The sequence below is a fragment of the Streptomyces sp. NBC_00075 genome (genome assembly GCF_045041225.1).
Lineage (GTDB): Bacteria > Actinomycetota > Actinomycetes > Streptomycetales > Streptomycetaceae > Streptomyces > Streptomyces adonidis.
In genome coordinates this window covers 9759512-9779369 of sequence record NZ_CP108243.1, presented here as the reverse complement: position 1 = coordinate 9779369, position 19858 = coordinate 9759512, and the positions used below count along the sequence as shown (strand labels likewise).

Here is a 19858-nt window from a genome sequence, read left to right as displayed (position 1 = left end):
CGTGCCGTCAGGAGGTCACGGGCTGCGTCGGATGCTCCCTGAGATGACCTTGTGTGTCTCCGCGGAAGGGGACGGCTCCGACAGGACCGGTAAGGAGTCGAAGATGGCTCTCTGAAGCTCCTGGAGCTGGGGGGACGGCTCGATGCCGACCTGCTCCTTCACGGCGGAGTAGAAATTCCGGTAACTCTGGAGCGATTCGGCCACCTGCCCGGACCGGTACAGCGCCAGCATCCGCTGGTACTGCAGCTTCTCGTTGAGCGGATGCAGCCCGACCAGGGAATTCAGTTCGGGGAGAAGCTGAAGGTCGCAGCCCTGTCCGAGGCAGGCGTCCGTGCGCAGGATCCGCGCGGACAGCCGGGCCTCTTCCAGCCGCACGGCGCAACTGTCGAGCAGGGAGCCGCGGTGGACGTCGACCAGGGCCGAGCCACGCCACAGGGAGAGCGCGTCGGAGAGTGTGCGCACCGCTTCCGTGTAGTGGCCGAACAGCATCTCCCGATGACCTTTTTCAACGGATTCATTGAAATCTTCGAAGTCTTTCTTGGTCGACTCCGGAGTCTGGAGAAGATAGCCCCCCGGATGGGTGATTATCGAGCTTTGCAGCCCGTTTTCCCCTGCTTCCCCATCGCCCTCGGCCTCACCCTCGCACTTGAGGATCTTCCGGATCTGAAGAATGTAGGTCTGAAGGGTGGTGGAAAGGCTTCGGGGCGGTGCGCCTCCCCATATCTCGTCGACGAAGTCGGAGACGGCCACTACGGAGTTCGATCGTATCGCCAGCAGGGCAAGTATTTGCCGGAGTTTCGGTGCGGATGGAACGATGGAGTTCCCCTGCACGCTGATTTCGAACGACCCGAGTATTTTCACGTTCACCAGCGCCAACACCTTTCGGGCGGCAGGATCCGCATAGCCGCCTCCTCTGTCGTTCAACGGGCAAGCTGTGGCAGTGACACTAGGGGTGACCGGGCGGGCGGCCAACCCCTACATCGATCATGGTGAATAATTCGCACGTAATTCGTCACACGACAGCGGGAGGGGTTCGATAGGTGTGGGGCAGGGGGGCAAATCGGTCAACTATTACAACAAATGGGGCGAAGAGTACAATTTGCTCGTGCCCTTCTTTGCCGTTGATTTCCAGCTCTTTCCACTATGCACTCCAGGGCGGACAGCTACCTTGGCTGTAATTTTAGGTCGAGTGGCCGAATCTGGAGCGTAAATCTGTACGCCGGCGCGCCCCGTAACAGGTGCGTATTACGGGGCGCCCCTTTCAGGCTTTGCCTTCAGCATATTCCTTGGCGTGTCCGAGCGTGGCCAGGCTGTTTGTGCTCAAAGCGCTACGAACATATTTCCTGGCGTCCGCCACTCCTGCCGTCTCGCCGAGCACCTGACGGATCGTTTCCGGATTGAGCACCACGGTGTGCCGCGAGGTCACGGCCAGCGCGCCGGCTCCCTCCACCAGGCGCCACTGGCCCGTGTGCACGGTCATCAGCGCGGGCACCCGGGTCTGCTTGTAAACGATCCGTGAGTGCGGGAAGCAGACGCGGACCGACTCCGTCGTGTGTTTGGAGCCGTCCTTGGTCAGTGTGTCCATGGTGAGCACTTGAAGTCCGGGGTCGTCCTCACGCAGTTCCACGCGGTCGACGTGCGGCAACCGCTCCCGCCAGCGGTCCGCCGCGTTGAGGAAGTCGTAGACGTCCTCGGCCGAACCGTCGATGTACACGGTGTCGTCGAAGCTCAGGAGCAGCTCACCGGAGTGGCCGGCCCGTTCCGCGCTGTCGCGCAGGGCGGCCAGCTCGGAACGGCTGTTGCGGTCGACCGCTTCGTCGATCCAGGCCAGTCCTTCGGCGGAGTCGCCGAGCGCGCGGTAGTCGTGCAGCAGGCGGACCCGGCAGGTGTCCGCGGACTGCGGCTCGATGATCCAGGTGCCCCCCATCGAGGCGACCGGCGGCGCGGACTGCTCCTGGCGGAAGGTGATGCGCAGGGCCTCCGGATCCAGTTCCCGGCGGGAGGTCCAGGTCTTCGCCTCGCCACGGGCGGTGGCCCAGATCCGTATCCGCTCCGACCGCCCCTCGGATTCGAGCCGTTCCACGTGGATGGTGGGCGGGAAGACATGAGGCCAGTTCGTCACGTCCTCGATCAGCCCGTACACCGTGTTCGCCGGAGCCTTGATCGTGATCTCGTGCTCGACCTCGCGTGATGCCGATTCGCTCATCCGGTCGTCTCCATTCCTGTACGACATCTCTGTACGGCGTTCCTCTGCGACGCGGTCGGCTCAGAAGTTGCCCAGGCCGCCGCAGACGTTGATGGCCTGGGCCGTGATCGAGGCGGCGGTGTCGGAACTCAGATAGGTCACCAGGCCGGCCACCTCCTCGGGCGTCGAGTAGCGGCCCAGCGGGATCTTGGCCTGGAACTTCTCCAGGATCGTCTCCTCCGAGGTGTTCCACGCGTCCGCGTATCCCCGACGGACCCGCTCCGCCATGGGCGTCTCGACATAGCCCGGGCAGACCGCGTTGACGGTGATGCCGGTAGGGGCCAGCTCGTTGCCGAGTGCCTTGGTGAAACCCACGACGCCGTGCTTGGAGGCAGAGTAGGGGGCGCCGAGGACGACCCCCTGTTTCCCCGCGGTGGAAGCAACGTTGACCACTCGCCCCCGCGCCCGGTCCAGCATGCCGCCGACGGTCAACACCTCCCGCGTCATCCGGAACACGCTGTTCAGGTTGGTGTCCATCACATCGGCCCACAACTCGTCGGAGATCCCCGCGGTCACCCCTCCGCCGCTGCGTCCGGCGTTGTTCACCAGCGTGTCCACCGCACCGAACCGCTCGACGGCGCCGGCCACGAACGCGCGTACGTCCGCGCCGGACCGCACGTCGCACGCGCTGCCGTCGACCTCCAGCCCTTCCTCACGCAGGCTCTTGACCGTGGTGGTCACTGAGTCTTCGGTACGCGCGCAGAAGTAGACGCGGTAGCCCTCGCGCGCCAGACTCCTGGTGACGGCGAGCCCGATACCGCTCGTCGCCCCGGTGACGACGGCCACCCGCCTGTCCTGATCAGCCATGGTGTACTCCCGGCTCGCTCATGCCAGATTCGCTATGGACAAATGCCTGTTGACGACGTCGACCAGCACACGCGGGGTGCGGGCCTGGCCCAGCACCTCCTCGTCCAGGGAGACGCCGAACTCGCGCTCGATCCGGGTGCAGGTCTCCAGGACCGCCAGCGAGTCGTAGCCGAGTTCCTGGAATTCGAGATCGACCGTCGTCGCCTCCACCCCTGGGCCTTCCGGTTCTCCGGCCCCTTCGAGAAGAATCCGCTTCAGGTCGTCGATATTGAACACTTGCTTGTCCATTCTGTTCCCTCCTGAGCCGTCTCTTCGATTACCCGTCCGTCATGTGCGAGCGGACGTCAGGGCGCCGTCCACAACGAATTCCGCGCCGGTGATGTTGGGCACCAGATCGGAGGCGAGCAGCAGCGCGAGCGCGGCGATCTCCTCCTGTTCCGTGACCCGTCCGGTGGGAATTCCGGCCAGCTTCGGTATTTCCTTGATGACGTCCTCCAGTGGAATGCCCAGATCTTTCGCCAGCCGCTCCCCGGCCCCGCCGGGCGAACGCCACAGACCGGTGTTGACGACACCGGGCGCGATGGTGTTGACCCGCAGCCCCTGGCCCGCGTACTGCTTCGCCAGGCCGGCGGTGAAGTTGAGCGCCGCGCTCTTCGCGGCGCTGTACGGCATGTGCCCGGGGTCTGGGGTGTGGGCGGCGATCGACCCGATGTGGATGATGCTGCCGCGGCGCTTCAGCAGTCCCGGCAGCATCGCCCGTGTCGCCCGCACTGTGCTGAGGAAAGTGACCTTGAGCGCGTCGTACCAGAACTTGTCGTCGATCTCCGGGAAGGGCCGGTCCGGGATGAGGCCGCCACCGACGTTGTTGACCAGCACGTCGATGCCGCCGAGGTGTTCCAGGGCGTAGTCGGCGAGCTGCTGCGGCCCTTCCGGGGTCGACAGGTCCACCTCCAGGGTGAGGATGCCGCTGCCTTCTGGTAAGTCGGCGGGAGTACGGGCCCCGCAGACCACCCGTACGCCCTCATCGGCCAGCCCCTGTGCGATGGCCAGTCCGATGCCTCGGCTTCCGCCGGTCACGACAGCGGTCTTTCCTGTCAGGTGCAGATCCATGGTGTGATGACTCCTCGGACATGTGTGGGCTCCCCCGTCGTCCGGCGGGGCAGATTCATGGGATGAGCAGGATGCGCCCGACGTGACCGCGCTCCTCGATCAGCTGGTGCGCCTTGGCCGCCTCGGTGAACGGCAGCGTGGTGCCGAGGGAAACCCGCAGTCCGCCCGAGGCGAGCAGTCCGACCATCTGGTCGAGCCCTGCCCTGACCTCGTCGGGCCGGTGCTGCCACCATGCCCACAGGCTGGACCCGGTCAGGAACTGGAGGCCGATCAGCTCCATGGGGGAGATCTTCGGTATGTCGCCGCTGGCCGCGCCGTAGAACACCAGCCGGCCGAAGGGCGCCAGCAGTCCGATGCCCTGGCGCAGGACGTCGCCGCCGACGCTGTCGACGATCACGTCGACGCCGCGCCCCTCGGTGGCCACGCGCACCTGGTCGGCCCAGTCGGGGGCCGAGTAGTCGACCGCCACGTCGGCCCCGTACTCACGGGCGAAGTCGAGCTTGCGCGCCGAGCCCGCCGTGCCGATGACCGTTCCCGCGCCCAGGACCTTGGCCAGTTGCAGCGACAGATGGCCGATGGAGCCGGACGCGGCGTGCACCAGCACGGTGTCGCCGGGCTTGATCTGCCCGGTCTTGAGGCTGCACAGCGCGGTCTGTGCGGGCGAGGCCAGGACGCTCGCCTCGGCGAGGCCGAGGTCCTCCGGGATCGGAAAGAGGAAGGTGGCGTCGCTGACGGCGTAGTCGGCGTACGCCTCTCCGGCGACGGGCGCGGCCACCCGGTCGCCGACCGCGACGCTGGTCACCTCGGCTCCGGCCGCCACCACCCTGCCCACGACATCGCCGTGCGGGGCGTTGGGAAGCGGGGTGGGGAACGGCGCCGTGCCGCGCCGCCGCTGTGTCTCGACGAAGTTCACCCCGATCGCCTCGGCCTTGATGAGCACCTCGGCCGGTCCTGGTTCGGGGACTTCGGCATCCTCGATCGTCAGTACGTCGGGGTCGCCGTAGGAGTGGTACCGGATGACACGCACGGGGTTTCCTTTCTGTGGGGAGGACCTGGCGCCCCGCCCTGGACGTCAGGGGTCACCGGGGGGTCAGCTCGAACGCCTCGGCGAGCAGCCGGTAGGAGCGCAGCCGGTCGCGCTGGTCGTGGATCATCGACACGACGCCCAGCTCCTCGGCGCCCGTGGCGTCGGCCATCTTGGTCAGCTGGTCGCGGACCCGGTCCGGTGAGCCGACGACATAGCGCGGCCACTCGAAGGATTCCTCCGCCAGCGGGTCGGGGCCCGGCTTGTCCATCTCCGCCACGGCGAGATCGGCCGGCGGCAGCAGCCGTACGTCCCCCTGGGACATGCGGCGGTGGAACAACCGGTGGGTGGCGTACACCCGTTGGGCCTCGGCGTCGGTCTCCGCGCAGCACACGACCACCGACAGGATGGGCCGGGGCGAGGGGGTGTCCGGTCCCGGTACGAAGGCGGCCCGGTAGGTGTCCATCGCTTCCCGGGTGAACTGGGGCGTGATGAAGTGCGCGTAGGCGTAGGGCAGTCCGAGCCGGGCCGCCGCCTCGGCGCTGGACACGCTCGCCCCGAGCAGCCACAGCGCCGGCCCGCCGGGCATCCGGGGCGAGACGGTGAACGGGAGCCCGCTGTCCGGGTTCAGATAGGCGCGCAGCTGCTCCAGCCGGCGCCACAGGTCGTCCGAGGACGGCTCCTTGCCGGCCGTGTCGTCCCGCAGCGCCGCGAACACCGGCGGTTTGACCCGGTTGGCGCGGCCGATGCCCAGGTCGATCCGGTCCGGGTAGAGGGCGTGCAGGGTGCGGAACACCTCGGCCACCTTCAGCGGGCTGTACAGCGACAGCAGCACCCCGCCCGAGCCGACCCGTATCCCGGAGGTCTCCGCCGCGATCCGTGCGATGAGGATCTCCGGGGCGGGTACGGCGTTGAAGATCTCGGCATGGTGTTCGGCGACCCAGAAGCGCTCGTACCCCAGCCGGTCCGCCAGTCGGGCCAGTTCTATGCTGTGCTGCAGCGAGTGGGCCGGGGTGAGTCCTTCCACCACGGGGGCCTGCTCGACCACCGACAGTTTCACAACGTGTTCCTCTCATTGCTCGGTGAGCGGGGATTCAGGCCAGGCAGCGCAGTGGACGGCCGCCGTTGTAGGCGGTCATCTCGCGGAACACCGGCCCCGAGGCGATGTGTTCGCCGGGCCAGGCGCCGCGTTCCTCCGCGTAGGCCCGGTGCAGATTGGCGACCAGTCGTTCCGGGTCGACGAGTGCGGCGTGTTCCCCGAGCGGGGTCTCCCGCGCCACGGTCAGCGGATCGAGGCCGGCCGCGATGCCGTCCCGGGCCAGCCGCCGTATCCACAGCAGATACCGTTCGGTGACGTCGAAGACCTCGGGTCCGCACACCGGGCCGTGCCCGCACACGATGGTCTCGGCGCCGAGGGTGCGCAGCCTGGCCACCGCCTGCAGGCTGCCCGCCAGCGATCCCATGAGGATGAACGGGGTGCAGCCGGACAGCAGGACGTCGCCGGCGAACAGGCACTTGCGGTCCGGCAGCCAGACCACGACGTCGTTGGTGGAGTGCGCCGGTCCCACGTACAGCAGCTCGGCGGTCTGTTCGCCGAGATACAGGCTGAGCCGGTCGGAGAACGTGAGGTCGGGGAGGCGTAGTTCGAGGTTCCCCCAGTCGACCTCCGGCCACACCTGGCACATCGAGAGCTGCTTCTCCGCCATCTCGGTCCGTGCGAGGTCGTGGGAGACGACGGTTGTCCGCGCAGGGAAGAAGGAGTTGCCGAAGGTGTGGTCCCCGTGGTGATGGGTGTTCACGAGGAAACTCGGCGGCACGGGGCTCAGCCGGCCGACCTCGGTGTGCAGCGCGCGGGTTCTGGCCTCGGTCGCGGCCGTATCGACCACACAGACCCGGTCGCCGCCCACGACGATGCCGGCGTTGCTCAGGCACCAGCCGCCGTTGGGCTGGACGAAGGCGAAGACCCGGTCGGCGACCTCCGTCACCCGCGGTCGCAGGGATGTGCCGGGTGCGGTCACGCGGGCAGGTCCGCCTGGGTGACCACCTCGTAGATCTTCGGCGCGCCCTGCGTCAGCTCACGGACGTGGGCGGCCCGGGTCCGTACGTCCGGCTGGGCGATGGCGGCCTCCAGCACCTGGACGTCGTCCCATTCGGCGTAGATCAGGTAGCTCTCCGGGGTCTTCGGGGAGCGGACCAGCCGGAAGGAACGGAACCCGGGCTGGCGCTGCATGAAGGCGCCGGCCTCGGTGATGGTCTCTTCCAGGTCCTTGGCGGCTTCCTGGTTCTCCGGGTCCTTCAGCGTGAGGGTGTTCGCGAAGATCGCAGTCATGCCAACCGTCCTTGTCTGGCGATTTGAATTCGGTGTGATGCACTGCGGAAAGTATGGAATCCCGCTCCTCGGCTCACGCTCGGAAACCGCTCGGAGATATCCTCGGATAACTCTCGCGACCGCCTTCCGAGCACTCTCCGAGCATGCTTCGAGGCTGCGGCTTTTAGTGTTGGCCGCACTCGAATTCCACTATGTCGAGAGGTGCAGAAAATGGTTGTCCTGATCAGCGAATTCCGACTGGAATCGGAGTCCGACGGATTTCTGGACGTCTTCGAGAAGACCTCGGAATTCTTCCGTGCTCAGCCCGGCTACCTGAAGCACCTGCTGGTGCGCTCGCTCGACGACCCGCTCACCCGGGTCGCCGTCAGTTACTGGGAGAACAACGAGTCGGTCCAGCGCATGGGGGCCCAGCCGGAGTTCCAGGACGTGATCGGCAAGCTGGGCGAGGCCGCCCGGCACATCTCCGACACCAGCACCACCGTCCTGTCGGTCAAGCACTCCACCCTGACGGGCTCCCATGCCGGTTGAGCCGGGAGTACCGCCGGTCCATCGCGCCGAGCACGATGTCGTCGTACGGGCTCCCGCGGACGTCGTCTTCGGCATCCTGAGCGACTTCGCCCAGTGGTCCCGTTTCTTTCCCGGGACCGTGCACATCGAGCCGCTCGGCACGGAGGGCGACGAACCGCGCGTCCAGATCTGGCGCGCGCCCGAGGGCGCCGACGCCGAGGTGAAGACCTGGGTGTCGCTGGTCGAACTGGACCCGAAAACCCGGTCCATGACCTTCCGTCAGGAGAGGTCCGCGCCCCCCATGGCCTCGTTGAGCGGCGAGTGGAGCATCGAACCGCTCGACGCGGACCACTCACGGATCGTCCTCACCCACGCCTATCAGCTCGTCGACGAGTCCTTCCAGGCCGGCCTCGACGCGCTGATCGACCGCAACAGCGACCTCGAACTCGGCCATCTGCGGGACGCGGCCGAACAGGACCATCTCACCGGCGGACTCGTGGTGACGGCCGACAGTTCCGCCGAACTGCCGCTGTCCGCCGAGGACTTGTACAAGCGCCTCGTCTCGTCGGACCCGGGCGACACGACAGTGCGGGTCGGTGTCCCCGGCCGGCGCATCGTCGAACGGCATTTCGCCGCCGACCCGTCGCTGGCCGTCAGCACCTCGGTCCTGGAACTCGTACCCACCGCCGCAGGCGTCAGGCTGACCGCCCGTCGGCACGCGGTCCTCGCCGCCCACGCGGACGAGGGCACCTCGATCGACAGCGTCAAGGACAAGGTTCGTACGACTCTGGAGGCGGAGGCCACCATGGCGGTTCAGCACGTCGCACAACAGGTCGGCGGTGGCACGGACCCGGTGCTCTACACCGAGGTGGTGCAGTTCTACGCCCGCCAGGCACACCTGCTCGACTCCGGCGAGGCCGAACGCTGGGCCGACACCTTCACCGAGGACGGCCAGTTCGTGCAGAACGCCCGGCCCGAGCCCTGGATCGGCCGCGACCAGATCCGCGAGCGGATGCGCACCGGCCTCGACCGCATCTTCGGCGAGGGCCTTCAGCGCCGGCACTGGCTGGGCATGGTGGACGTGGTGTCGTCCGACGACAAGACCGTGACCACCCGCTACTACGCAGCGATCTACTCCACGGTCAAGGACGGCGCCCCCCAGCTCTATCTGAGCACCGCCGTCGACGACGTCCTGGTCCGCACCTCCCAGGGGCTGAAGGTGCGCCACCGCCTGGTCTCCCACGACAACGTCCGCTGACACCACCCCGACCGGAGGCACCCCCATGCTCGTCATGGTCAACACGTTCACGCTGCGTCCCGGCACCACGGCCGAGCGGTTCGAGGCCCTCTTCGACAAGGTGTCCGACCTGGCCCTGGACCATCCCGGCTACATCGACCACACCTTCGTCCGCGACCAGGGCGACCCCACCCGCTACTTCAACGTGGCCCGCTGGGAGAACGTCGAGGAATACCAGAACTTCATGAAGATGGACGCGCACACCGCCTTCTTCCCCGAGGTCATCGCCATCACCGAGGTACGCCCGGCCCTGTACGAGGTCGAGCTGGAATTCGACGAGTCGGCGGCCTGAACCGCCGGGAGGGCAGCAATCCCATGAAATTCGGCATCGTGTTCTTCCCGACCGTGGGCGGAGCGAACGGCGAGGTCACGCCCACCCAGTACTACGACGACGGCCTGCACATCGCCGAACTCGCCGACGAACTCGGCTACTTCCAGGTCAAACTGGTCGAGCACTACTTCTTCGACTACGGCGGCTACAGCCCTGACCCGACCACCTTCCTCGCGGCGGTCGCCGCCCGCACCAGCAGGCTGCGGATCGCGACCGGAGCCGTCATTCCCGCGTTCACCCACCCCGTCAAGCTGTCCGGTCAGTTGGCCATGCTGGACAACATCTCCGGCGGCCGGCTCGACGTGGGCTTCGGCCGGGCCTTCCTGCCCGACGAGTTCACCGCTTTCGGCATTCCCCTCGACGAGAGCCGGGCCCGCTTCGAGGAGGGCGTCGAGGCCTGCGTCCGGCTGTGGACCGAGGACGACCTGGAATGGAACGGCACGTTCCACCAGTTCGGCCCGGTCACCATGCTGCCGAAGCCCGCCCAGCAGCCCCATCCCCCGGTCTTCGTGGCCAGCACCGGCAACCTCGACTCCTGCCGCACGGCCGGTGAGCAGGGCCACCACCTCCAGCTCATCGCCTCGGTCGCCACCCGGGAGAAGGTCCAGGAAGCCCTGAGCGTCTACCGCCGGGCCTGGGCCGGCGCCGGACACCGCGCCGGCACTGAGCGCATCGACCTCACCTTCCCGTGTTTCGTCGACGAGGACCGGGAGGCCGCGTACCGGCAGGGCGAGTACGTGGAGCGGAGGATGAGCGAGAAGATGGCCGCCGCCGTCAGTGCCTGGGCCACCGTCAAGAGCGACCAGTACCCGGGCTACGACCGGATGGCCGCCGCCGCGGTCGGCAACGGCGCCGCCTTCGACGAGAGGGTGAAGGAGAACAAGGTTCTCGCCGGTACTCCGGACGACGTCCGCGGCCAGCTCGCCGAGATCACCGACTGGTACGGCGACGACATCGCGATCGGGCTGTCCGTGCACTCCGGGCACGTGCCCCGGGCGGACGTCGAGCGCGGCCTCCGGCTCTTCGCCGAGCATGTCGCGCCCGGGTTCACGGACGGTCGGTGAGCGCTGTGCTGATCCTGGTCACCGGGGCCGGCGGCACCCTCGCCCGGCACGTCGTCCGCGCGCTGACGGAGCGCGGTGCCCGGGTGCGGGCGGGCAGCCGGACCCCGGCGGCGGTCAAGGGCCTGCCGGACGGAACGGAGGTGGTGCCGCTCGACCTCGCCGGGCCGCACACCTTCGCGCCCGCCCTGGAAGGCGTCGACAAGGTCTTCCTGTACTGCGAACCCCGCGGCATCGAGGCGTTCACCGCCGCCGCGCGGGACGCGGGCGTCAGCCATCTGACCGTGCTGTCCTCGGCGTCGGTCATCGACGGGCGGCCGCCCGCCAATCCCATTGCCGCGCACCACGCCCGGGTCGAGGAGGTGGTCGCCGCCTCGGGCCTGCCCTGCACCTTCGTCCGGGTGGGCAGCCTGGCCACCAGCGCGCTGAACTGGGCCGCACAGGTCCGTACCGGCGTCGTGCGCGGTCCCTACGCCCGCTCCGAGGCCGCGCCCGCGCACGAGGCCGACGTGGCGGCGGTGGCGGCAGCGGCCCTGACCGGCTCCGGTCACACCGGCCGGAGGTACGTGGTCACGGGTCCCGAGTCGCTCACCCAGCGCCGGCAGGCGGAAATCGTCGGGGCCGCCGTGGGGCGGTCCGTACGGTACGAGGAGGTACCGCCCGACGCGGCGCGCGAGGCACTGCTCGCCGCCATGCCGCCGGAGTTCGCGGACACCGTCCTGTCCTATCTCGCCGCCGGCGTGGACCGCCCGGCCCCCGTCGAGGACACCGTGCTCCGTGTCACCGGTGCCCCCGCCCGCACCTTCGCCCAGTGGGCCGCCGAGCACTCGGCCGACTTCCGCTGACTCCTCCGGGCGACCAGTCCACCGTAAGAAGGGAAGCGACGACATGCACATGACGCACTGCAGGAGCATCGGATGAGCCACCGCGCGGTGATCACCGGCATCGGGGTCGTGGCCCCGCGGGGCATCGGTTCCAAGTCCTTCTGGCAGCTCATCTCCGAAGGGCGCACCGCCACTCGGACCATCTCGCTGTTCGACGCGTCGGCCTTCCGCTCCAGGATCGCGGCCGAGTGCGACTTCGACGCGTCGGCCCACGGACTCACTCCGCAGGAGGTCCGGCGCCTCGACCGCGCCACCCAGTTCGCCCTGGTCGCCGCCCGCGAGGCGGTCGCCGAGAGCGGCCTGGAGAGCGACCGGCTGGACCCCTGCCGCACCGGGGTGACCGTCGGCACCGCTGTGGGCTGCACCATGAGTCTCGACACCGAGTACAGCGTGGTCAGCAACGGCGGCGAGCGGTGGAACGTCGACCACACCTACGCCGTCCCCCACCTCTACGACCACATGGTCCCCAGCTCCATCTCCGCCGAGGTCGCGTGGGACGTCGGGGCGCAGGGCCCGGTCACCGTCGTCTCCACCGGCTGCACCTCCGGCCTGGACTCGGTGGGACACGCCGTCTCCCTGATCCGCGAAGGCTCGGCCGATGTCATGGTCGCCGGCTCCACCGAGGCACCCATCTCCCCCATCACCGTGGCCTGCTTCGACGCGATCAAGGCGACCTCCTCCCGCAACGACGACCCCGAGCACGCCTCTCGTCCCTTCGACCGCAGCCGCAACGGCTTCGTCCTGGGCGAGGGCTGCGCCTTCTTCGTCATCGAGTCCCTGGAGCACGCGCTGGCCCGCGGCGCGCACATCCACGCCGAGATCACCGGCTTCGCCTCGCGCTGCAACGCCTACCACATGACCGGGTTGCGGCCCGACGGCAAGGAGATGGCCGAGGCGATACGACTGGCCCTGAACGAAGCCCACACCGCCCCGACAGCCGTCGACTACATCAACGCCCACGGGTCCGGCACCAAACAGAACGACCGCCACGAGACCGCCGCCTTCAAACGCGCCCTCGGCACACACGCCTACGCCACCCCGGTCAGCTCCATCAAGTCGATGATCGGCCACTCCCTGGGTGCCATCGGCTCCCTGGAGATCGCGGCCTCCGTCCTGGCCATCGAGAACGGCCTGGTGCCTCCCACGGCGAACCTGCACGAGCCCGATCCGGAGTGCGACCTCGACTACACGCCGCTGACGGCTCGCGAGCGCCGCATCGACACCGTCCTCACGGTGGGGAGCGGGTTCGGGGGCTTCCAGAGCGCGATGGTCCTGGCCCGGCCCACGGAGGCGGCGTGAGCAGGGCAACGGCCGGCACCCGGCGGACGGCCTCCCGTCCGGGGCCGGAGACCGGCACGTCCCCGACCGCCGCCCGCCCGGTGCCGGCCGAGGCCGTGGTCACCGGCCTCGGTGTCACCGCGCCCAACGGCCTCGGCCGTGAACGCTGGTGGCGGGCCAGTCTCGGCGCCGTCAGCGGGATCGCCCCCGTCCGGCGGTTCGACCCGGCCGGATACCCCGCCCAGCTCGCCGGGGAGGTGCCGGACTTCGACGCCGCCGAGCGCATCCCGAGCCGGCTGATGCCGCAGACCGACCACATGACCCGGCTCGCCCTGGTCGCCGCCGAGGAGGCGCTGGCCGACAGCGGAGTGGATCCGGCCGCACTGCCCGAGTACGCGGCCGGGGTGATCACCGCCAGTTCCGCCGGCGGCTTCGAGTTCGGCCAGCGCGAACTCCAGGCCCTGTGGCGCGACGGCGGTTCGCACGTCAGCGCTTACCAGTCCTTCGCCTGGTTCTACGCTGTCAACACCGGCCAGATCTCCATCCGGCACGGCCTCCGCGGCCCCAGCGGCGTCCTCGTCTCCGAACAGGCCGGCGGCATCGACGCCGTGGCCCAGGCCCGCCGACAGCTGCGGTCCGGCGTCACCCTCCTGGTCTCCGGCGGGGTGGACGGCTCACTGTGCCCATGGGGCTGGACGGGCCAGCTCGCCACGCGGCGGATCAGCGTCCGCAGTGACCCCCGGCGCGCGTATCTGCCCTTCGACCGGGACGCCACCGGCTATGTCCCCGGCGAGGGCGGTGCCCTGCTGATCCTGGAGGACGCCGCCGCGGCCCGCGCCCGGGGCGCCACGCCCTACGGCACGGTCAGCGGATACGCCGCCACCTTCGACCCCCGGCCCGGCACAGGCGGGGAACCCGGGCTGCGCCGCGCCGCCGAGAACGCCCTGGCCGACGCGGGCCTGTCCGCCGGGGACGTCGACGTCGTCTTCGCCGACGGGGCCGGCGTACCCGAACTGGACCGGGCCGAGGCCGAGGTCCTGCGCACGCTCTTCGGACCGTTCGGGGTGCCCGTCACCGTGCCGAAGACCATGACCGGACGCCTGTACGCCGGCGGCGGCTCCCTCGACCTCGCGTGGGCGTTCATGGCGCTGCGCGAGGGCGTGATCCCCCCGACCGTGCACACCGCCGACGTCCCCGCGCCCTATCAGCTCGACCTGGTCGTCGCACAGCCCCGGCGGGCGGCACTGCGGACCGCGCTGGTGCTGGCACGGGGGTACGGGGGCTTCAACTCGGCGATGGTGCTGCGCGGGCCGACGGGCTGAGCGGGCCGCTCACGCCGCCGGCGCCCTGACATGTCGTACGGCGTACGGCGCGTGCGCGGCATCCCGCACAGCCCTGGCGCTCCCCCGCTCCCTCACCCCTTCACGCCTTTTCTCCGACGGGAGTCCACATGCCTGTCCCCCTTCAACGCGACGCGGGGACCACTTCGGAACGACTCGCGGTCTGGTTCGCCGCACGCCTCCCCGACGCCACCGACGTCGCCGTGTCCGGTCTGGACGTACCCACCGGTTCCGGCTTCACCAACGAGACGCTGACGATCCGGCCGACCTGGCGGGACGCACAGGGGGCCGCTCGCACCCATGTGGCGATCCTGCGCGTGGCGCCCACCCGCCACCAGGTGCACCCCGACAGCCGCTTCGCCGCCCAGGTACGCCTCCAGCGCATCCTGGCCGCCGACACGGACCTCCCGGTGCCGCCCGTGCTCTGGCACGAGGAGGACCCGGCGGTTCTCGGCGCGCCGTTCATGATCATGGAGAGAGTGGACGGGCGGGTCCCCGCCGACGTGCCCTCCTACCACCGGTCGGGCTGGATCGCGGATCTCGCCCCGACGGAGCGCCGTGCCCTCTGGTCGGCCGGCCTCGGCGTCCTGGCCCGGCTGCACGCCCTGGACCCGGCCGCGCTCGGCCTGGACTTCCTCACGGCGGGGGACTCACGGCCGTACCTGCTCAGACAACTCGACCACTACGAGAGCCACTTCGCTTTCTACGCTCCCCACGAGCCGCCCGCCGCCCGCCGCGCCCTGGCCTGGCTGCGCGCCCACCGGCCGCCGGAGTCCGGACCCGCGCGGCTGCTGTGGGGGGACGCCCGGCTGGGCAACCTCATCTTCCAGGGTCTGTCCCCGGTCGCGGTGCTGGACTGGGACATGGCCGAGACGGGCCCGGCCGAGAGCGACCTCGCCTGGTTCCTCCACCTCGACCGGCACCTCAGCGAAGGCATCGGGGTCCCCCGGCTCACGGGACTGCCCGGCCGCGCGGAGACGGTCCGCCACTACGAGCGGCTCACCGGTACGCGGCTGCGGCACCTGGAGTACTACGAAGTGTTCGCGGCGTTCCGGTTCTGCCTGATCACCGCCCGGGTGACCGCACTGCTCAGCACCCACGGCCGTATCCCGCCCGGCCCGGAGATTCCCCTGCACCGCAACGCGACCCGGCTGCTGGAGACGGTGCTGGCGGAACGGTCCCCGACCCCGTCCACCACTTCATCGGACCGCTGACCCCGTACCAGACCGAAGGAGGGCGCCATGCCCACCGGCACCACCACCGGCGTTGTCGACGCTTCCCTCTTCCGCGACGCCTTCGCCTCCCTCCCCACCTCTGTCGCCGTCATCACCACCACCGACGCCCAGGGCACGCCCAGAGGACTGACCAGCAGCGCCGTCTGCGCGGTGTCCATGGACCCGCCGCTGCTGCTGATCTGCGTCGACAAGTCCTCCCAGACCCTCCCCGCGCTCCAGCAGGCGAACGGATTCGTCGTCAACTTCCTCTCCGAGGGCTCCGAGCAGGTCTCCCGGCAGTTCGCGACGAAGAGCGCGGACAAGTTCGCGGGAGTCCAGCACCGCACGTCGTCGCGGGCGGCAGGCTCGCCGATCCTGTTCGCCGACTCCGTCGCCTATCTGGAGTGCGCCGCCGAGTCCCGGATCGAGGCGGGGGACCACTGGATCCTGCTCGGCCGCGTCCTCGGCGGCGAGGTCCACGACAAGGGCGCCCTGCTCTACCACCGCCGTTCGTACCTGAAGCTCCTTCCCGAGAGGAACGCGTCGTGAAATTCGGCATCAATCTCTTCCCCACCGTCGGCCCCGAGGACAAGAGCGGGGTGCAGTTCTTCGACGACTGCCTGGCGCTCGCCGAACGCGCCGAGCAGCTCGGCTTCCACCATGTCAAAACCGTCGAGCACTACTTCTCCGCGTACGGCGGCTACAGCCCCGACCCGGTCACCTTCCTCGCGGCGGCGGCCGCCCGCACCACCCGGGTGCGGCTGATCACCGGTGCGGTGCTTCCCGCGTTCAGCCACCCGGTCAAACTGGCCGGCAAGCTCGCCATGCTGGACCACCTGTCGCACGGCCGCCTCGATGTCGGCTTCGGCCGGGGCTTTCTGCCCGAGGAGTTCTGGGCGTACCAGATTCCGATGGACGAGAGCCGGGCCCGCTTCAACGAGGGCGTGGATGCCTGCCTGCGGCTGTGGACCGAGGAGGAGACCACGTTCGAGGGCCGCTTCCACTCCTTCGGCCCGGTGACCCTGCTGCCCCGCCCGTTCCAGTCCCCGCACCCCCGGGTCCTGGTGGCGACGGCCATCACCCCCGAGTCCGGCGAGGCGGCGGGCGCGGCCGGTCACGGCGTGATGATGGTCCCGTCGATCAACAAGCAGGAGAAGCTCCAGGAGATGCTCGCCCGCTACCGGGACACCCGGACGGCGGCCGGCCTCGCGTCGACCGACGAGGACATCCACTTCAGCTACAACTGCTATCTCGCCGAGGACCGTGACAAGGCGCACCGCCTCGGCCAGGTCTACTCGGAGCGCACCAACAGCCTGCTCGCCACGGCCGTGTCCTCCTGGCAGCACAACCGCAGCGCCGACTACGCGGGCTACGAGCGGATCGTGGCCCGGGTCAACAGCGGTGACTTCGGCAAGCAACTGCGGGACAACAAGGTGCTCGTGGGCGATCCGCAGGAGGTCGCGGACCGCGTGGAACTCATCCGCGACCTCTACGGCGAGACCACCATCAGTCTCCAGATCGTCTCCGGGAACATGCCGTTCGAGGAGTCCGTCCGCACCCTCGAACTCTTCGCGGAGCACGTGCTGCCCCGCTTCGCATGAGCACGGCCTCTCACGGGTTCTCGCGAGTTCTCACCAGGAGGCCGTCATGAGAGCACTCGGACTGGGCGACCTCGTCCACTGGGGCCTGGTGCAGGGCCTCGTCGAGCGGGGCCTGCTGTACGAGCCCGCACCGGAACCGGGAATCGGATTCGCCTACGACGAAGAAGGGGGCGGCGTGCCCACAACAAGGCTGGCCGGCCGGAAGGCCGTAGTGACCGGCGGGACGAAGGGGCTCGGCCGGGCCATCACCCAGGCGTTCATCCGGGAGGGCTGCGACGTGGTCGCGGCGGCCCGCAACGCCGATCACGCGGAGTGGGAGATGTCCATCGGGCCGGGCAAATACCTCTTCCACTCCGTCGACGTCCAGGACCGTGCCTCCGTCGACGCCCTCATGGAGTACGCCGACCTCCACCTGGGCGGCGTCGACATCGTCGTGGCCAACGCGGGGGTGAGCCGCCCGGGCCCCGCCGCCACTCTGCCGGAGGAGGCGTGGGACGAGGTGATCGGCACCAACCTCACCGGCGTCTTCCGCTGCGTCCAGGCCGCCGTGCCCTACCTGGAGCGCAGCGAGCACGCCCGGCTCATCACCATGTCCTCCGTCCTGGCCGGGCAGGTGACGCCCGGGGCAGCGGTCTACAGCTCCTCGAAGGCCGCCGTCGAGGCGTTCACCCGCGTCTGCGCCGCCGAACTCGCCCCCCGCGACATCACCGTCAACTGTCTCTCCCCGGGCCTCATCGACTCCGGCATGGGCAGCCTGCTGCCCCGCAACAAGAAGATCTGGCCCCACTACGAGGCCAAGCTCGCCATGGGCCGCATGGGGAAGCCGGAGGAGGTGGCGGACGCGGCGGTGTTCCTGGCCAGCTCCGACAGCCGCTATGTCAACGGGCATGTGCTGGAGGTGAGCGGGGGCCTGCGGTGGTGAGGTGAAGCACCCCAGTACCGACCGGGTGAGAGGCAAACCGTGGCGAGGAGGACGGACGGACCTGTCGTGGCGGGCGCCCGGGCCAGGGAGACCAGGCCCGGGCGCCCGCCACGGCACCGCGCGTTCTCCGTCCGGCTCCGGCTGCCCCTGGCCCGAGGGCGTCGATGACGTCGTCGGAGCGGCGCCGCGACCGGCGCGTGAAGCCCGACGGCCCGTGGCTGGAGGCCACGAGCGCCGCACTGTTCACCGGAGCACGACAGCACGGCCGGACCGTACTGGTCCGGCCGCGCTGTCGTGCTCAGCGCTTTCTGGGCATGCCCAGCGCCGTCAGCAGTTCGGTGCGAGTCGGGCCGGGTTCGGTGTAGCGCGGGAGGCCTGCTCCCAGTTGTACGACGCGTTCGATCAGGCCGGACCGGACGAACGCCTCGTCGGCGGTGAGGTATGTGCAGGCGACGTCGCACACGGCACGCAGGACTCGGGGGTCGCGCAGCCGGACGGCGTCCAAGGTGTTGCCCAGCTGCCGGCTCTCGTCGTCGGTGGTGTACGTCCGGCCCCGCGTCTCCCCGTCGATCTCGGCGAGCCGGTGCCGGTCCCAGGCCTCCGCGTTGTCCCACATCGGCCCGAAGGTCTTCTCGTTCGCCCGGCCGTACGAGAGCGAGAACTCGGCAGGGTCGTCCGTGCCCGTCTTGCGCAGCTGGTCGCGGAGGAGTACGCCCTGCTGAAACCCCGTCGTCATGCCCAGGCCGAACAGGGGGTTGGTGGTGGCCCAGGCGTCGCCCACCGGCACCAGCCCCGTGACCAGGGGCCGGCCGTCCCGCAGGAGGCCGCGCCGCCTGGTGCGGATGCCGCCCATGACGGTCACCCCGGCCAGTGGGTCGCCCCCGAGCCAGTCGGTGATCGGGGGATGGAGCGCGGCCGCCCGGTCCCAGACGTCGCTGTCGCTCAGCACGCGCAGTTCCTGGTCCCGGCCGGAGGTGAACAGCGTCACCGACCAGGTGCCCCACTCCGCGGGGATGGTGATGATGGAGACGCTCTCGTGGTGGGTCAGGAAGAAGGGGCGGGCCGTCGGGAGCATCCCGTACGGCGACCGGAAGAAACGCGTGTAGTACAGGAAGCCGCCGCTCCCCTCCGTCACGACCGACTCCCCGCCGAGCGCCCCGAGCAGCGTGGGCAGCCGACTGTCCCGCCCGGTGGCGTCCACCACGAGATCGGCCGCGATCTCCGTGCCGTCGTCGATGACGACACCTGTGACGTGCGGGGAGCCGGACGTCCGCTCATCGCCGCTCAGCAGGCCGGTGACCCGCGCCTGGCGCAGGGTGACCCCGTCGGTCCGCAGGGCGGCGGTGAGCAGCGCCGTCTCCAGCAGCAGCCGGCGCATGGGGAATATCTCGAAGCGTTCGTCCCCCGGCTACCGGGGACCCACCCCGTCGACGCCCCAGGCGCCGCCGACGATGTCGTACGGCCGGCCGCCGACCGCGACCAACTCCGCCACGCCGGTGGGCAGTTCACGCTCCAGCAGCCGCAGTCCCCCGGGCAGCAGGCCGTGCGGCTGGGCGAACTGCCGTACGCCCGGCCGTTTACGGTCCCGCGGATCCATGGAGTCCCGGTCGAGCACGGTGACCTGGTGTCCGTCGGCGGCGAGCAGCATGGCGGTGACGAGCCCGACGGGTCCGGCTCCGATGACGACGGTGTGTGCCACGGTGCGCTCCCTTCTGTGCGGAGGTTCGAGGTGGGGCGGGCGGGCGGCGCAGCGTCGGTGCCGGCGGCAGCCCCGCTCATGGCGGCGGAGGATTCCCGGTCGGCAGAACCGGGGATCCTCCGCCTTGTCCCCCGTTGAGGCCGAATCACCGGGTGGCGGCCGGTGGGTCGGCCCGGCGCCATCGGCTGGTCGACGGCTTCCGTGCAGCG

22 protein-coding genes are annotated in these 19858 nt (G+C 69.7%); 11 read left to right on the top strand and 11 right to left on the bottom strand.

The window, feature by feature from the left end:
- Positions 1 to 15: 15 nt before the first annotated feature.
- The 9 genes from OG787_RS42825 to OG787_RS42785 all read right to left on the bottom strand — a co-directional run bounded on the left by OG787_RS42825 (position 16) and on the right by OG787_RS42785 (position 7515).
- On the bottom strand, positions 16 to 924 hold the full coding sequence (locus OG787_RS42825) for a BTAD domain-containing putative transcriptional regulator (protein ID WP_369033868.1): 909 nt from the start codon (positions 922 to 924) through the stop codon (positions 16 to 18).
- A 337-nt stretch (positions 925 to 1261) separates the two neighbouring features.
- Positions 1262 to 2206, bottom strand: a complete 945-nt coding sequence (locus OG787_RS42820) for an aromatase/cyclase (RefSeq protein ID WP_369033867.1) — start codon at positions 2204 to 2206, stop codon at positions 1262 to 1264.
- Between the two features lie 60 nt (positions 2207 to 2266).
- On the bottom strand, positions 2267 to 3052 hold the full coding sequence (locus OG787_RS42815; protein ID WP_369033866.1) for an SDR family NAD(P)-dependent oxidoreductase: 786 nt from the start codon (positions 3050 to 3052) through the stop codon (positions 2267 to 2269).
- An 18-nt stretch (positions 3053 to 3070) separates the two neighbouring features.
- Entirely contained in the window at positions 3071 to 3340 is a 270-nt protein-coding gene (locus OG787_RS42810; RefSeq protein ID WP_369033865.1) for an acyl carrier protein, read from the bottom strand.
- 39 nt (positions 3341 to 3379) lie between these two features.
- Positions 3380 to 4162 carry an SDR family NAD(P)-dependent oxidoreductase gene (locus OG787_RS42805; protein WP_369033864.1) on the bottom strand — a complete coding sequence of 261 codons (783 nt, stop codon included), beginning with the start codon at positions 4160 to 4162 and terminating at the stop codon, positions 3380 to 3382.
- A gap of 55 nt (positions 4163 to 4217) precedes the next feature.
- Positions 4218 to 5189: a zinc-binding alcohol dehydrogenase family protein gene (locus tag OG787_RS42800; RefSeq protein WP_369033863.1), complete on the bottom strand. Its 972-nt coding sequence runs from the start codon at positions 5187 to 5189 to the stop codon at positions 4218 to 4220.
- Positions 5190 to 5241: 52 nt separating this feature from the next.
- On the bottom strand, positions 5242 to 6246 hold the full coding sequence (locus OG787_RS42795) for an MsnO8 family LLM class oxidoreductase (protein WP_369033862.1): 1005 nt from the start codon (positions 6244 to 6246) through the stop codon (positions 5242 to 5244).
- Positions 6247 to 6280: 34 nt separating this feature from the next.
- Entirely contained in the window at positions 6281 to 7204 is a 924-nt protein-coding gene (locus tag OG787_RS42790; RefSeq protein ID WP_369033861.1) for an MBL fold metallo-hydrolase, read from the bottom strand.
- The gene (locus tag OG787_RS42785) at positions 7201 to 7515 is read right to left on the bottom strand and encodes an antibiotic biosynthesis monooxygenase (RefSeq protein ID WP_369033860.1); all 315 of its coding nucleotides are present in this window, start codon (positions 7513 to 7515) and stop codon (positions 7201 to 7203) included. Before OG787_RS42785 ends, OG787_RS42790 begins: the two co-directional genes overlap by 4 nt.
- Positions 7516 to 7725: 210 nt before the next feature.
- On the opposite strand from OG787_RS42785, the gene OG787_RS42780 reads away from it, so the two are divergent.
- From OG787_RS42780 to OG787_RS42730, 11 genes are all read left to right on the top strand, one after another.
- Positions 7726 to 8043 (top strand): antibiotic biosynthesis monooxygenase, encoded by a 318-nt coding sequence (locus OG787_RS42780; RefSeq protein WP_369033859.1) that lies wholly within the window; start codon positions 7726 to 7728, stop codon positions 8041 to 8043.
- On the top strand, positions 8033 to 9280 hold the full coding sequence (locus OG787_RS42775) for a nuclear transport factor 2 family protein (RefSeq protein ID WP_369033858.1): 1248 nt from the start codon (positions 8033 to 8035) through the stop codon (positions 9278 to 9280). Before OG787_RS42780 ends, OG787_RS42775 begins: the two co-directional genes overlap by 11 nt.
- A 25-nt stretch (positions 9281 to 9305) precedes the next feature.
- The gene (locus OG787_RS42770) at positions 9306 to 9611 is read left to right on the top strand and encodes an antibiotic biosynthesis monooxygenase (protein WP_369033857.1); all 306 of its coding nucleotides are present in this window, start codon (positions 9306 to 9308) and stop codon (positions 9609 to 9611) included.
- A 23-nt stretch (positions 9612 to 9634) separates the two neighbouring features.
- Entirely contained in the window at positions 9635 to 10714 is a 1080-nt protein-coding gene (locus OG787_RS42765; RefSeq protein WP_369033856.1) for an LLM class flavin-dependent oxidoreductase, read from the top strand.
- Positions 10711 to 11556, top strand: a complete 846-nt coding sequence (locus OG787_RS42760; RefSeq protein WP_369033855.1) for an NAD(P)H-binding protein — start codon at positions 10711 to 10713, stop codon at positions 11554 to 11556. Before OG787_RS42765 ends, OG787_RS42760 begins: the two co-directional genes overlap by 4 nt.
- Positions 11557 to 11628: 72 nt before the next feature.
- Positions 11629 to 12894 carry a beta-ketoacyl-[acyl-carrier-protein] synthase family protein gene (locus OG787_RS42755; protein ID WP_405538904.1) on the top strand — a complete coding sequence of 422 codons (1266 nt, stop codon included), beginning with the start codon at positions 11629 to 11631 and terminating at the stop codon, positions 12892 to 12894.
- Positions 12895 to 12974: 80 nt separating this feature from the next.
- Complete coding sequence (locus OG787_RS42750) at positions 12975 to 14195, top strand: ketosynthase chain-length factor (protein ID WP_369033879.1); 1221 nt, start codon at positions 12975 to 12977, stop codon at positions 14193 to 14195.
- A gap of 128 nt (positions 14196 to 14323) precedes the next feature.
- Positions 14324 to 15427, top strand: coding sequence for a phosphotransferase family protein (locus tag OG787_RS42745; RefSeq protein ID WP_369033853.1), 1104 nt, complete (start codon positions 14324 to 14326; stop codon positions 15425 to 15427).
- A 27-nt stretch (positions 15428 to 15454) separates the two neighbouring features.
- The gene (locus OG787_RS42740; protein WP_369033852.1) at positions 15455 to 15976 is read left to right on the top strand and encodes a flavin reductase family protein; all 522 of its coding nucleotides are present in this window, start codon (positions 15455 to 15457) and stop codon (positions 15974 to 15976) included.
- On the top strand, positions 15973 to 17028 hold the full coding sequence (locus tag OG787_RS42735) for an LLM class flavin-dependent oxidoreductase (protein WP_369033851.1): 1056 nt from the start codon (positions 15973 to 15975) through the stop codon (positions 17026 to 17028). Before OG787_RS42740 ends, OG787_RS42735 begins: the two co-directional genes overlap by 4 nt.
- A 46-nt stretch (positions 17029 to 17074) precedes the next feature.
- Complete coding sequence (locus OG787_RS42730) at positions 17075 to 17950, top strand: SDR family NAD(P)-dependent oxidoreductase (RefSeq protein WP_369033850.1); 876 nt, start codon at positions 17075 to 17077, stop codon at positions 17948 to 17950.
- Between the two features lie 298 nt (positions 17951 to 18248).
- On the opposite strand, the gene OG787_RS42725 is transcribed toward OG787_RS42730, so the two are convergent.
- Both OG787_RS42725 and OG787_RS42720 read right to left on the bottom strand, forming a co-directional pair.
- Positions 18249 to 19328, bottom strand: a complete 1080-nt coding sequence (locus OG787_RS42725) for an NAD(P)/FAD-dependent oxidoreductase (RefSeq protein WP_369033849.1) — start codon at positions 19326 to 19328, stop codon at positions 18249 to 18251.
- Between the two features lie 30 nt (positions 19329 to 19358).
- A complete protein-coding gene (locus tag OG787_RS42720; protein ID WP_369033848.1) occupies positions 19359 to 19649 on the bottom strand; it encodes an FAD-dependent oxidoreductase in 291 nt (96 codons plus the stop codon).
- Between the last annotated feature and the right edge of the window lie 209 nt (positions 19650 to 19858).

Coding starts and splice junctions, on each gene's coding strand:
- OG787_RS42780 (WP_369033859.1), top strand. CDS start 7,726: ATGGTTGTCCTGATCAGCGAATTCCGACTGGAATCGGAGTCCGACGGA.
- OG787_RS42810 (WP_369033865.1), bottom strand. CDS start 3,340: ATGGACAAGCAAGTGTTCAATATCGACGACCTGAAGCGGATTCTTCTC.
- OG787_RS42740 (WP_369033852.1), top strand. CDS start 15,455: ATGCCCACCGGCACCACCACCGGCGTTGTCGACGCTTCCCTCTTCCGC.
- OG787_RS42755 (WP_405538904.1), top strand. CDS start 11,629: ATGAGCCACCGCGCGGTGATCACCGGCATCGGGGTCGTGGCCCCGCGG.
- OG787_RS42785 (WP_369033860.1), bottom strand. CDS start 7,515: ATGACTGCGATCTTCGCGAACACCCTCACGCTGAAGGACCCGGAGAAC.
- OG787_RS42725 (WP_369033849.1), bottom strand. CDS start 19,328: ATGCGCCGGCTGCTGCTGGAGACGGCGCTGCTCACCGCCGCCCTGCGG.
- OG787_RS42815 (WP_369033866.1), bottom strand. CDS start 3,052: ATGGCTGATCAGGACAGGCGGGTGGCCGTCGTCACCGGGGCGACGAGC.
- OG787_RS42745 (WP_369033853.1), top strand. CDS start 14,324: ATGCCTGTCCCCCTTCAACGCGACGCGGGGACCACTTCGGAACGACTC.
- OG787_RS42770 (WP_369033857.1), top strand. CDS start 9,306: ATGCTCGTCATGGTCAACACGTTCACGCTGCGTCCCGGCACCACGGCC.
- OG787_RS42775 (WP_369033858.1), top strand. CDS start 8,033: ATGCCGGTTGAGCCGGGAGTACCGCCGGTCCATCGCGCCGAGCACGAT.
- OG787_RS42805 (WP_369033864.1), bottom strand. CDS start 4,162: ATGGATCTGCACCTGACAGGAAAGACCGCTGTCGTGACCGGCGGAAGC.
- OG787_RS42820 (WP_369033867.1), bottom strand. CDS start 2,206: ATGAGCGAATCGGCATCACGCGAGGTCGAGCACGAGATCACGATCAAG.
- OG787_RS42730 (WP_369033850.1), top strand. CDS start 17,075: ATGAGAGCACTCGGACTGGGCGACCTCGTCCACTGGGGCCTGGTGCAG.
- OG787_RS42765 (WP_369033856.1), top strand. CDS start 9,635: ATGAAATTCGGCATCGTGTTCTTCCCGACCGTGGGCGGAGCGAACGGC.